The 12,223-nt window shown below is 69.6% G+C and carries 10 protein-coding genes; 7 read left to right on the forward strand and 3 right to left on the reverse strand.

Annotation, left to right across the window (positions count from 1 at the left end):
• Positions 1–11: 11 nt before the first annotated feature.
• The gene (locus E5671_RS18335; RefSeq protein ID WP_160505040.1) at positions 12–1,349 is read left to right on the forward strand and encodes an FAD-binding protein; all 1,338 of its coding nucleotides are present in this window, start codon (positions 12–14) and stop codon (positions 1,347–1,349) included.
• A gap of 1 nt (position 1,350) precedes the next feature.
• Here E5671_RS18335 and E5671_RS18340 read toward each other — a convergent pair whose 3' ends face one another.
• The gene (locus tag E5671_RS18340; RefSeq protein ID WP_160505041.1) at positions 1,351–1,929 is read right to left on the reverse strand and encodes a biotin transporter BioY; all 579 of its coding nucleotides are present in this window, start codon (positions 1,927–1,929) and stop codon (positions 1,351–1,353) included.
• Positions 1,930–2,197: 268 nt separating this feature from the next.
• Here E5671_RS18340 and E5671_RS18345 point away from each other — a divergent pair, with 268 nt between their 5' ends.
• The 4 genes from E5671_RS18345 (at position 2,198) to E5671_RS18360 (ending at position 6,405) form a co-directional block, all read left to right on the forward strand.
• The gene (locus E5671_RS18345; protein WP_160505042.1) at positions 2,198–3,595 is read left to right on the forward strand and encodes an amino acid permease; all 1,398 of its coding nucleotides are present in this window, start codon (positions 2,198–2,200) and stop codon (positions 3,593–3,595) included.
• 172 nt (positions 3,596–3,767) lie between these two features.
• Entirely contained in the window at positions 3,768–5,204 is a 1,437-nt protein-coding gene (locus E5671_RS18350; protein ID WP_160505043.1) for an amino acid permease, read from the forward strand.
• Between the two features lie 194 nt (positions 5,205–5,398).
• Positions 5,399–6,049 carry a superoxide dismutase gene (locus E5671_RS18355; protein WP_160505044.1) on the forward strand — a complete coding sequence of 217 codons (651 nt, stop codon included), beginning with the start codon at positions 5,399–5,401 and terminating at the stop codon, positions 6,047–6,049.
• A gap of 167 nt (positions 6,050–6,216) precedes the next feature.
• Entirely contained in the window at positions 6,217–6,405 is a 189-nt protein-coding gene (locus tag E5671_RS18360) for a hypothetical protein (RefSeq protein WP_160505045.1), read from the forward strand.
• A gap of 6 nt (positions 6,406–6,411) precedes the next feature.
• On the opposite strand, the gene E5671_RS18365 is transcribed toward E5671_RS18360, so the two are convergent.
• Positions 6,412–7,059, reverse strand: coding sequence for a mycothiol-dependent nitroreductase Rv2466c family protein (locus tag E5671_RS18365; RefSeq protein WP_160505046.1), 648 nt, complete (start codon positions 7,057–7,059; stop codon positions 6,412–6,414).
• A gap of 163 nt (positions 7,060–7,222) precedes the next feature.
• Here E5671_RS18365 and pepN point away from each other — a divergent pair, with 163 nt between their 5' ends.
• Positions 7,223–9,799 carry an aminopeptidase N gene (gene pepN / locus E5671_RS18370; RefSeq protein WP_160505047.1) on the forward strand — a complete coding sequence of 859 codons (2,577 nt, stop codon included), beginning with the start codon at positions 7,223–7,225 and terminating at the stop codon, positions 9,797–9,799.
• Positions 9,800–9,954: 155 nt separating this feature from the next.
• Positions 9,955–11,010, forward strand: coding sequence for a hypothetical protein (locus E5671_RS18375; protein ID WP_160505048.1), 1,056 nt, complete (start codon positions 9,955–9,957; stop codon positions 11,008–11,010).
• A 41-nt stretch (positions 11,011–11,051) separates the two neighbouring features.
• Here the strand turns inward: E5671_RS18375 and E5671_RS18380 are convergent, their stop codons facing one another.
• On the reverse strand, positions 11,052–12,221 hold the full coding sequence (locus E5671_RS18380) for a serine hydrolase domain-containing protein (RefSeq protein WP_160505049.1): 1,170 nt from the start codon (positions 12,219–12,221) through the stop codon (positions 11,052–11,054).
• Between the last annotated feature and the right edge of the window lie 2 nt (positions 12,222–12,223).

The raw sequence follows: 12,223 nt of genomic DNA on the forward strand, positions 1-12,223 counted from the left end.
GGAGGATCACCGTGGACTTCACCGCTCAGCGACTCGTCTTCCGGCCCGGCGACGACGGGTACGACGAGGAGATCTCCGGATTCCAGACCGGTTTCACGCAGCGGCCCGCGATCGTGTTCGCGGCCGAGAGCGCCGATGACGTCGTCGCCGCCGTGTCGTACGCCGCGGACGCGGGGCTGCCCGTCGGCGTCCAGGCCACCGGGCACGGGCTTCCGGGGTCCTCGGAGGGCGGCGTGCTGATCAGCACCCGGCGGATGGACTCCGTCCGGATCGATACCGACGCGCGCACGGTCACCGTCGGCGCGGGCGTCCGCTGGGGCCAGGTCGTCGAGGCCGCGGCGGCGCACGGGCTCGCGCCGCTGAACGGTTCGGCGCCGGGCGTGGGAGCCGTCTCGTACACGCTGGGCGGCGGACTCGGCCTCCTGGCCCGGGAGTTCGGGTACGCGGCCGACCACGTCCGGTGGCTCGACGTCGTCACGGCGGACGGCACCCTGCGGCACGTCACGGCTCAGAGCGAGCCCGAGCTCTTCTGGGGGCTGCTCGGCGGGGGCGCGAACCTCGGGGTCGTGACGGCCCTGGAGATCGGTCTTGTGCCGGTGGCGCGGCTGTACGGCGGGGCGATCGAGTTCGACGGCCGTGAGGTGGACCCCGGCCGTGTGCTCCGGGCGTACGAGGCGTGGACGCGGACGGTGCAGGACGAGGTGACCTCGTCGGTGGCGGCGCTCGTCTACCCGGACATGCCGCAGCTGCCGCCCCATCTGCGGGGCCGCTATCTCGTCACGGTCCGGGTCGCCTGCACGGGCTCGCAGGCGGAGGGCGATCGGCTTGTGGCGCCGCTGCGGGAGATCGGGCCCATGGTGTCGGACTCGATGCGGGAGATGCCGTACACCGACAGCCACACGATCCACAGCGACCCCGACTTCCCGCACTCCTACTACGGGGACAGCGTGGTGGTGGGCGAGCTGGATCTCGCGGCGGCGGGTGAGCTGTTCGCGATGACGGGTCCGGCCGCCGAGAAGATGCACGTCGTCCAGATCAACCAGTTGGGCGGGGCGCTTGCGAAGCCTGCGGGAAACGCCGTGCCCTACCGGGACGCGGGGTGGCTGGTGCGGGTGCTCTCGCCGCTGGACGGGGCTGGCCTCGACGCGGTGCGGGCCGTGCAGGACCGGGCGTTCGGGCTTTTCGCGCCGGGGGCGGTGGGGCGGCTGCTCAACTTCGCCTTCGCCGCCGGGGACCGTCCCGACGGCCTGTACGACGCGCAGACGCGGAAGAGGCTCGCCGAGCTGAAGGCCACGTACGACCCGGCGAACCTCTTCAGGCGGAACTACGGCGTGGGGAACGCCGGTTGAGCTAGCGGTCGAGCAGCTTCCACGCCGTGGGCAGCGCGCCCATCGCGAGCGCGGCCTTGAGGGCGTCGCCGATCAGGAAGGGCGTGAGTCCGGCGGCGACGGCCTGGGTCATCGACATGCCGGTCGCGGCGGCGAGGTACGGGACACCGACCGCGTAGATGATCGCCGAGCCGAGCACCATCGTGCCCGCGGTGCGCAGCACGGAACGGTCGCCGCCGCGGCGGGCGAGGGCGCCGACCACGGTGGCGGCGAGGAGCATGCCGAGGACGTAGCCGAGGGACGGCGCGGCGACGCCGGAGCCCGCCTCCGCGAACCACGGCATGCCGGCCATGCCGACGAGCGCGTACACCGCGAGGGAGAGGAAGCCGCGGCGGGCGCCGAGGGCGGTGCCGACGAGGAGGGCGGCGAAGGTCTGTCCCGTCACCGGTACGGGCGATCCCGCGACGGGCACGGCGATCTGGGCCGCGATGCCGGTGAGGGCGGCGCCGCCGAGGACGAAGGCCGCGTCCTTCGCGCGGGACGCGGGGATCAGGTCCGCGAGGACCTGGCCGGGACGGGAAGAGACGGCGGCGATGCTCATCGGGACTCCGCGGGTTCTGGGACGGGCAGATGGGACCCCGCGACGCTATCTCAGGCGGGGGCGCCTTTCACCGGCGGCGGGCGACAAGGTGCCGGGTGGCCCGGTGGTGGGTTCTGCACAAAGTGCGGGGGGTACCCCTGCGGGGGGCGTGATGCTCGTCACCTCGGCGGGTGGCGACTTGGGCCCGCTTTGCGCGGGGGGCTGTTGCCCGGAGAGACTGTAGGTTCCCGCCAAGTCCTTCTGTGAGCCCGAGAGCAGCCTGAGCACCATGCACGACGCACCCCTGGCCACAACGGCAACGGAACCCGAGCCGCTCGGTGGTGGGCTGAAGCAGCGGCACCTCACCATGCTCGGGCTCGGTGGCGTCATCGGGGCCGGGCTTTTCGTCGGCTCCGGGGCCGGGATCGCCGTCGCCGGGCCCGGCATCGTCGTCTCGTACCTCATCGCCGGCGCCCTGGCGATGTGCGTGATGCGGATGCTCGGCGAGATGTCGGCCGCGATGCCCGCCTCCGGGTCCTTCTCCGTGCACGCCGAGCGTGCCCTCGGCCGCTGGGCGGGGTTCAGCGTCGGGTGGCTCTACTGGTTCCTGCTGGTCGTCGTGCTCGCCGTGGAGGCGACCGGCGCCGCGCAGATCGCCAACGGCTGGGCGCCGGGCGTGCCGCAGTGGGCCTGGGTGCTCATCTTCATGCTGGTGTTCACCGCGGCCAACCTCGCCGCCGTGAAGAACTTCGGCGAGTTCGAGTTCTGGTTCGCCGCCCTGAAGGTCTTCGCGATCGTCGCTTTCCTGGTGCTCGGGCTGCTCGCGATCCTCGGGGTACTTCCGGACACTGATCCCGTGGGCCTCACCAACCTCACCGGGCACGGCGGTTTCCTGCCCAACGGCTGGGAGGGCGTGACGTCCGGCGTGCTCGCCGTCGTCTTCGCCTTCGGCGGCCTGGAGGTCGTGACGATCGCCGCGGCCGAGTCCGACGACCCGGTGCGCTCGGTCGCCCGCGCCGTGCGCAGCGCCGTCTACCGCATCCTGTTCTTCTACGTCGGTTCGATGCTGGTCATCGTGACGGTGCTGCCGTGGACGGCGGAGAAGGCCGGCGTCAGTCCGTATGTGACGGTCCTCGACTCGATCGGGGTGCCGTCCGCGGGCACGATCATGAACATCGTGGTGTTCGTGGCGCTGCTCTCGGCGCTGAACGCCAACCTCTACGGCTCGTCCCGGATGGTCTTCTCGCTGGCCGAGCGCGGCGAGGCGCCCAAGGCCCTGCTGAAGGTGTCGGGCGGTGGTGTCCCGCGCCGCGCCGTCCTCGCGTCGGTGGCCTTCGGCTTCGTGTCCGTCGTACTGAATCTGAAGTGGCCGGACTCGGTCTTCCTCTACATGCTCAACTCCGTCGGCGCGGTGCTGCTTTTCGTGTGGGCACTGATCGCGGTCTCCCAGCTGCGGCTGCGGCGGCGCATCGAGCGTGAGGCCCCGGAGCGGCTCGTGCTGCGGATGTGGGCGTTCCCGTATCTGACGTGGGCGGCGCTCGCGGCGATGGCGGCCGTGCTCGGCCTGATGCTGACCGACGACGGTGCGCGGCCGCAGCTGCTGTGGTCGGCGGGCGCGACGGGCCTGGTTCTCGTGGTCGCGGGGCTGCGGGAGTGGCGCATCGGCAGGGGCGCGCGGCGCACATGAAACGGATGTGAACATCTCGTGTCCACTGCTTCACAACGTGTGAGCGTCGTGTCCGTATAGCGGTCAGGTGTTCCCTGTCAGCGGTGCCGGACTTCAGACTGTGGGCCGCTCTCTCACCCCGCTCAGCCCCCGTCTCCGCTCCCCCGTCTCAGCTACTGAACAGGGCACGCCCATGTCTCGGACGTCCACCCCCCAGGACGCATCAACCGACGAGGCCCCCGAGGCCCCCAAGGTCGATTCACCGCTCGTCCACGGCCTCAAGCAGCGGCATCTCTCCATGATCGCCCTCGGTGGCGTCATCGGAGCGGGCCTCTTCGTGGGCTCCGGAGCGGGCATCGCCGCGGCCGGACCTTCGATCGTCCTCGCCTACGCGATATCCGGCGCGCTCGTCATGCTCGTGATGCGCATGCTCGGTGAGATGTCGGCGGCGAACCCGGCGTCCGGCTCCTTCTCGGTCCACGCCGAGCGGGCGATCGGCCCGTGGGCGGGCTTCACCGCCGGCTGGGGCTTCTGGTTCCTGCTCTGCGTCGCCGTCGGCCTCGAAGGCATCGGCGCCGCGAAGATCATGGTGGGCTGGTTCCCCGACAGCCCCGAGTGGGCCTGGGTCGCGCTCTTCATGCTGGTGTTCTGCGGGGCCAACCTGACGGCCGTGAAGAACTTCGGCGAGTTCGAGTTCTGGTTCGCCGCCCTCAAGGTCGGCGCGATCGCGCTCTTCCTGGGCATCGGCGTCCTGGCGATCCTCGGCATCCTGCCCGGCTCGGACGTCTCCGCGCCCGGCACGGCCAACCTCACCGGTGAGGGCGGCTTCATGCCGAACGGCACGGACGGCCTGATCATCGGCCTCCTCGCGTCCGTCTTCGCGTACGGCGGTCTGGAGACCGTCACGATCGCGGCCGCGGAGTCGAAGAACCCGGTCCAGAGCGTCGCCAAGGCCGTGCGCACGGCGATGTGGCGCATCGCCCTCTTCTACGTCGGCTCGATGCTCGTCGTCGTCACGCTGCTCCCCTGGGACAACAAGGAGGTCGTGGCGAAGGGCCCGTACGTCGCCACCCTCGACCACCTGGGCATCCCCGGCGCCGGCCAGATCATGAACGTCATCGTCCTGATCGCCCTGCTCTCCGCGATGAACGCCAACATCTACGGCGCTTCGCGCATGTCGTACTCCCTGATCGCGCGCGGCCAGGGCCCCAAGGTGCTCGGCCGCGTCGACAACGGCGTCCCGCGCCTCGCGGTCCTCGCATCCTCGGTCTTCGGCTTCGTCTGCGTCCTGCTCAGCTACTGGCGCCCGGACGACGTCTTCCCGTGGCTCCTGAACATGATCGGCGCGATGATCCTGGTCGTCTGGATCTTCATCGCCGTCTCGCAGCTGATCCTGCGCCGCAGGACGGAGCGCGAGGAGCCCGAGAAGCTGGTCGTGAAGATGTGGGCCTACCCGTTCCTGACGTGGATCGCCCTGGCCGCGATGGCGTACATCTTCTATCTGATGACGGAACAGCCGGACACGCGCAAGCAGCTCCTGGCGACGGGCACGCTGACGCTGGTGCTCGCGGTCATCGGATTCGTACGGCAGAAGACGGCGGAGAAGCGTGCGGCGGTCGCCGCCGAGTAGCGACACCTTCCCCGAGAGGGCCCCGAGTCGACGGACTCGGGGCCCTCTCGCGTTTCTCCCCCGACCTCCGGTCCTAGGACGAAGGGCTGATCACCCCTGCCCCGTGGAGACCCCCTCCTGCTGCTAGCCTGCACTTGCATATAGGTTGCAATAAGCGTTGCACTACAGCAGAGCAGCAGTCGGAGGGCTCGGACATGGCCATTTACACGCTTCCTGAACTTCCGTACGACTACGCGGCGCTCGAGCCGGTCATCAATCCCCAGATCGTCGAGCTGCACCACGACAAGCACCACGCGGCGTACGTGAAGGGCGCGAACGACACCCTTGAGCAGCTGGAGGAGGCGCGCGACAAGGAGACGTGGGGCGCCATCAACGGCCTGGAGAAGAACCTGGCCTTCCACCTCTCCGGCCACATCCTGCACAGCATCTACTGGCACAACATGAACAGCCCGAAGGACGGTGGCGGCGGCGAGCCGCTGGCCGCGGACGGTGTGGGCGACCTCGCGGACGCGATCACCGAGTCCTTCGGCTCCTTCGCCAAGTTCAAGGCCCAGCTGACCAAGGCCGCGGCGACCACGCAGGGTTCGGGCTGGGGCGTGCTCGCCTACGAGCCGCTCAGCAACCGCCTCATCGTCGAGCAGGTCTACGACCACCAGGGCAACGTCGGCCAGGGCTCGACGCCGATCCTGGTCTTCGACGCCTGGGAGCACGCCTTCTATCTGCAGTACAAGAACCAGAAGGTCGACTTCATCGACGCCATGTGGGCCGTCGTCAACTGGCAGGACGTGGCCAAGCGTTACGACGCCGCGAAGCAGCGCGTGAACAGCCTGCTGCTCGCTCCCTGAGCTCGGCCCCTGAGCTCGCCCCCTGAACGTCCTGCCTCGTGATCGTCTTCTCAACCTTCACTGAAGCAGGCGGATGGACGAAAGGCCCCCGTGAGGACATGACTCACGGGGGCCTTTCGGTATGCCGGGTTCCGGAGGACCGTGTCGACATGCCGACTCTACGGACCATGTACTGCAGTACCTGCAAACGGGACGAGCCGCACCACCCGCTGAGCAAAGGCGAGCAGCAGCAGCTCAAGGACGACTCCGGCCTGAAGCACACCGGCAACTACTGGGCCTGCGACGCACCGGGCTGCGGAACCCTGCGTACAGCTTTCGACAAGTCGCCCTTCTATCTGCCCCGCAAGCTCAAATAGCGGACTTCAGTCGAAGACCGGCCCCTGCGTACGCGTCCGCTTGATCTCGTAGAAGCCCGGCGTGGACGCCACGAGGAGTGTGCCGTCCCACAGCTTCGCCGCCGCCTCGCCCTTGGGGGCGGGCGTCACGACGGGGCCGAAGAAGGCGACCTGCTCGCCGTCCGCGCCCGGGACCGCGATGACAGGCGTGCCCACGTCCTGGCCGACCTTGTCGATGCCCTCCTGGTGGGAGGCGCGCAGCTGGGTGTCGTACTCGTCCGAGTCCGCGTAGTCCGCGAGGTCCTCGGGCAGGCCGACGTCCTTGAGCGCGGCGACGATCGCCTCGCGGGTCGAGCCCTCGCCCTGGTTGTGGAAGCGGGTGCCGAGGGCGGTGTAGAGCTTGCCGGTGTACTCGTCGCCGTGCTTCTGCTGGGCGGCGATGACCACGCGGACCGGCCCCCAGGCCTTGTTCTCCAGCATGTCGCGGTAGTCCTCGGGCAGCTCGTCGAGCCTGTCCTCCTTCAGTACGGCGAGGCTCATGACATGCCAGCGGACCTCGACGTCGCGGACCTTCTCCACCTCGAGCATCCAGCGCGAGGTCATCCAGGCCCACGGGCACAGCGGGTCGAACCAGAAGTCAACAGGGGTCTTGCCGGACTTGCCGTTCTCGGACATGTCTCTCCCTAGGGAATACGTGCGCGCTTGGCCAGGGGAACGTCAGTGATCTACCCGGGCATTCCCGGATACCGCGCGCTGAGGGCACATGCGAGGATCGTAGACATTCGTACAGGTCGTGCGATCCACGACTTACACCTGCGAGTACAAGGGAGTACCGCCCGTGCCCGGTGAGAATCTTTCCCGCGACGAGGCCCAGGAAAGGGCCGCGCTGTTGTCCGTCGACGGGTACGAGGTCTTTCTCGACCTGCGCTCCGCGATCGGCGAGAGCGACCAGGAGCCGCGCACGTTCCGCTCCGTCACGACCCTCCGCTTCCGCTCGGCCGAACCGGGCGCCACGAGCTTCGCCGACCTGATCGCCCCGAGCGTCACCGCGCTCTCCCTCAACGGCAGGGACCTGGACCCCTCCGAGGTCTTCGACGGCACCAGGATCACGCTGGAGGACCTGGCCGCGGAGAACGAACTGGTGGTGGACGCCCAGTGCGCCTACAGCCGTACCGGCGAGGGCATGCACCGCTTCGTCGACCCGGAGGACGGCGAGGTCTATCTCTACACGCAGTATGAGCCCGCGGACTCCCGGCGCGTCTTCGCCAACTTCGAGCAGCCCGACCTGAAGGCACCCTTCCGTTTCGAGGTGCAGGCTCCGGAGGGGTGGACCGCCTGGTCGAACGGCGCGGGTGAACTGACCGACGGCGTATGGAAGTTCGCCGAGACGAAGCCGATCTCGACGTACATCACGGCGATCGTCGCGGGTCCTTACCACTACGTGACGGACTCCTACAGCCGCACCTTCGACGACGGCACGACGCTGGACATCCCGCTCGGCGCGATGTGCAGGAAGGGCCTCGCGAAGCACTTCGACGCGGACGACGTCTTCCTGGTCACCAAGCAGGGGCTCGACTTCTTCCACGACAACTTCGACTACCCCTACCCCTTCGGGAAGTACGACCAGGCCTTCGTGCCCGAGTACAACCTGGGCGCGATGGAGAACCCCGGCTGTGTGACGTTCCGCGAGGAGTTCATCTTCCGCGGCAAGGTGACCCAGGCGTCGTACGAGCGCCGGGCCAACGTCATCCTGCACGAGATGGCGCACATGTGGTTCGGCGACCTCGTCACCATGCGCTGGTGGGACGACCTGTGGCTCAAGGAGTCCTTCGCCGACTTCATGGGCTCCTTCTCGATGGTCGAGGCGACGCGCTTCACCAACGGCTGGATCACCTTCGCCAACAACCGCAAGGCGTGGGCCTACCGCGCCGACCAGCTGCCGTCCACGCACCCGGTCACGGCCGACATCCGCGACCTGGAGGACGCCAAGCTCAACTTCGACGGGATCACGTACGCGAAGGGCGCATCGGTACTGAAGCAGCTCGTCGCCTACGCCGGACGTGACGCGTTCCTCGAGGGCGCCCGGCGCTACTTCAAGCGGCACGCGTACGGGAACACCCGGCTCGGTGACCTTCTGTCGGTCCTGGAAGAGACCTCCGGGCGCGACATGGCGTCCTGGTCGCGGGCGTGGCTGGAGACGGCGGGCGTCAACTCCCTGACGCCGCAGGTCCTGCTGAACGCGGAGGGCCGGATCACCGAGCTCTCCGTGGTCCAGGAGGCCGCCGAGTCGGACCCCGAACTGCGGCCGCACCGCGTGGCGGTGGGCCTGTACCGCCGCACGCCCGAGGGCGAGCTGACGCGGTACGCGCGCGCGGAGCTGGACGTCGAGGGGCCGCGCACCATCGTGTCCGAGCTGGCCGGCGAGGAGGCTCCCGATCTCGTCCTGGTCAACGACGACGACCTGACGTACTGCAAGATCCGCTTCGACGAGACCTCCCTCGACACGCTGCGGACGCACCTCGGCGACCTCACCGATCCCCTGGCCCGCGCACTGTGCTGGTCCGCGCTGTGGAACCTCACCCGGGACGCACTCATGCCCGCGCGGGACTTCATCGGTCTCGTGCTGCGGTTCGCGGGGCGCGAGAGCGACATCGGTGTGCTTCAGATGCTGCACACCTGGGCGGACTCGGCCCTTACCTTCTACGCGGCCCCCGAATGGCGCGAGGAGGGCGGGCGCGCGCTCGCCGAGGGCGCGCTGCGGGAGCTGCGGATCGCGGAGCCCGGCAGCCAGCATCAGCTGACGTGGGCGAGGTTCTTCGCCGCGGTGGCCTCGTCGGCGGCCGATCTCCAGCTGCTCCAGGGGCTGCTCGAAGGGACGGCGAAGATCGACGGCCTGGACGTCGACCAGGAGCTGCGCTGGTCCTTGCTGGGCCCGCTGGCCGCGCACGGCGTCGCCGACGAGCGGGCGCTCGCCGCCGAGCTGGTCCGGGACGACACGGCTTCGGGCAAGCGGCATCAGGTGCGCTGCCTGGCCGCGCGGCCCTCCGAAGCGGTCAAGGCGCAGGCGTGGGCCTCCGTGGTGGAGTCCGACTCCCTGTCCAACGCGCTGGTGGCGGCGACGATTTCGGGCTTCGCCCAGTCGTCGCAGCGGGAGCTGATCGCTCCGTACGCTCCCCTGTACTTCGCCGCCATCGAGCGGGTGTGGGCCGAGCGGTCCATCCAGATCGGGATGGACGTGGTGAAGGGCCTTTTCCCCCTCCTCCAGGACGATCAGGGGACCTTGGACGCGGCGGACCTGTGGCTCGCTTCCCACGAGTCGGCCGCGCCCGCGCTGCGGCGGCTCGTCCTTGAGGCACGGGACGACCTTGCGCGGTCGCTGCGGGCGCAGGGCTGCGACTCGGCTGCCGCTTCCTAGGCCGAGGGGGGGGAGAGCGGCTACCGGAACGTACCGCGCGCAAACGGACCTTTTCGGCAGTCGAACGTCTGCACTTTAGTGCAGGGTTGTCCGGTTATGTCGACGGGCCTGTAACAGCGGTTAGGGGGCGGAGCGACAGCGGGAATGGCCCGGTCATGAACCACAACACCCCGCTCTCCCCCCGCCCCCTCCGCCACCTCGCCGACGTCCAGCGCCGCGTCATGAGCACCGCCCAGCTCCGCGCCCACGGCATCTCCCCCGCCGACCTCGCCGCACACTGCCGCCCGGAAGGACCCTGGCAGCAGCTGCTCCCGGGGGTCTGTCTGCTGCACCCGGGGCCGCCGACCAGCGAAGAGCGCCTGCACGGCGCCCTGTTGTTCGCGGGGCGGCCACCGGCCAAGGCCGCGAAGACCGTGCCCGCACAGCCGGGCGCGGGCGAACCCCACGCCCCGTACGCCGACGCCCTGATCACGGGGCTCGCGGCGCTCGCCCTGCACCGCTTCTCGTCGGCTCCCCCGCTGCTCTCCCTGGACCGCATCGACGTCCTGGTCCCGCGCACCCGGCGGCTGCGCTCCACCGGCTTCGCCCGCCTCGTGCGGACCCAGGCCCTGCCGACCGCCGTACAGATCACCGGAGTTCCGGTGGCCCCGGTGCCGCGCGCTCTCGCCGACGCCGTGGCGGGGCTCACCGAGGCGTCCGCCGTGCGCAGGCTGCTCACCGAGGCGGTGCGCGGCGGGCACTGCGAACCGGCGTCCATCGTGCGGGAGTTGAACCAGGCGAAGCTGCTCACCCGCCCGCACGTCGTGGACGCCGTGGACTCGCTGCTCGCCGAAGGGCGGGCCATCGCCGAGGACCGGCTGTACCGCATGGTCACCGAGCACGGCCTGCCCGATCCGCTGTGGAACGTCGATCTGCGATTGCCCGGAGGACCGCACCTGGGTGGCGTCGACGCCTACTGGCCCGATCTGGCCGTCGCGGTCGAACTGGACACGCGGGCGCCCCGGCAGGGGTTCCGGCAGGACGACGACGCGCTGTGGTCCGAATACGCCCGCAAGCGGGAGCACTTGGAGCGGCTCGGCATCACCGTCGTCCACCTGACGCCCAGGAAGCTGCGCGAGTCGCTCGAACAGCAGGCGATGGTCGTACGGACGGCTCTGATGGCTTCGGGCGACCGTGATCCGGCGGCGTATGTGGTCGTGCTCCCCAGGTAGGACCCTGGGGCGGGGCGCACGACGGGCCCCGCCCCTTTACGTCACTTCCCGCAGAACTCGGCGTTCAGGATCGCGAACAAGTCGCCTTCCATGCTGTTGAAGTTCGCGGTGAGCGCATGACGGCCGTCCTCGGTCGACAGCATCATCGTCGTCGAGCCGTGCACATCACCGCCGTTCCCCCAGACGACCGTGCCGCACTTGGTCGTGCGGCTCACCAGGCCGAGCCCGTACCCCTCGTCCTCATCGCCCTCCCCCTGCGGGACGGTCCTCTTCATCTCGGCGAGCTGCTTCTTCGGCAGGAGCTTGCCGCGCAGCAGGGCGGTGTTGAAGCGGTTCAGGTCCGCCGAGTTGGAGATCACCCCGCCCGAGGCGCCCATCAGGGACGGGTTCAGTTCCGTCACATCGTGGGTCGTGGCGTCCGGGGCGCCGGACAGTTTCATGTACGCGCGCGAACTCGGCTCCGGCAGACGGAAATCCGTGCTCGGAGGCACGCTGGTGCCGCCAAGATCCAGCGGCTCGACGATGCGTCGCCGGATCTCGTCCGCGTACGCCTCCCCCGTCACCTTCTCGATGATCAGGCCGGCGAGGATGTAGTTGGTGTTGGAGTAGTTCCAGCCCTCGCCGGGGTCGAAGTCCGGCTCGTGGCGCATGGCGATGGCGACGTGCTGCTCGGGGGTCCAGGTGTCGTAGCGGTGTGCGAGGAACTTCTCGGTGAACACCGTGTCCTGGACGCCGGGGTCGGTCAGTACGTCGTAGATCCCGCTGGTGTGGTTGAGGAGCTGGCGCACCGTGATGCGGTCGCCGTCGTGGCCGTTGCCCTCGACGACGCCCGGCAGCCACCGCCCCACCTTGTCGTCGAGGCTCAGCTCCCCCTCGGCCACCAGTTGCAGCACCACTGTCGAGAGGAACGTCTTGCTGATGCTGCCGACGCGGTAATGGTCGTGGCCGCCCCGTGGGCTCTGCCGTTCGACGTCGCCGATGCCCGCGGCCGAATTCCAGGTGCCGTGCCTGTCCTTCACCTGGACCGTCACGCCGGGGGCTTCTTCGTTGACGGCGGCCTCCATCGCCTTCTGCGTCGCCCGGTGCCGATCGCCGTGGCCGGCGCCACGACCGGACTCCCCGGCGAGCGCGGGCGCCGCGAACGCCCCCGCCGCCACCGTCATGGCCACCCCCGCGGCCACGCCCATCAGGCCTCTTCTGCGCACTGGCATGT

Source organism: Streptomyces sp. BA2 (assembly GCF_009769735.1).
Lineage (GTDB): Bacteria > Actinomycetota > Actinomycetes > Streptomycetales > Streptomycetaceae > Streptomyces.

Coding starts and splice junctions, on each gene's coding strand:
- E5671_RS18365 (WP_160505046.1), bottom strand. CDS start 7,059: ATGTCCGAGAACGGCAAGTCCGGCAAGACCCCTGTTGACTTCTGGTTC.
- E5671_RS18355 (WP_160505044.1), top strand. CDS start 5,399: ATGGCCATTTACACGCTTCCTGAACTTCCGTACGACTACGCGGCGCTC.
- E5671_RS18360 (WP_160505045.1), top strand. CDS start 6,217: ATGTACTGCAGTACCTGCAAACGGGACGAGCCGCACCACCCGCTGAGC.
- E5671_RS18380 (WP_160505049.1), bottom strand. CDS start 12,221: ATGCCAGTGCGCAGAAGAGGCCTGATGGGCGTGGCCGCGGGGGTGGCC.
- E5671_RS18375 (WP_160505048.1), top strand. CDS start 9,955: ATGAACCACAACACCCCGCTCTCCCCCCGCCCCCTCCGCCACCTCGCC.
- E5671_RS18340 (WP_160505041.1), bottom strand. CDS start 1,929: ATGAGCATCGCCGCCGTCTCTTCCCGTCCCGGCCAGGTCCTCGCGGAC.
- E5671_RS18345 (WP_160505042.1), top strand. CDS start 2,198: ATGCACGACGCACCCCTGGCCACAACGGCAACGGAACCCGAGCCGCTC.
- E5671_RS18350 (WP_160505043.1), top strand. CDS start 3,768: ATGTCTCGGACGTCCACCCCCCAGGACGCATCAACCGACGAGGCCCCC.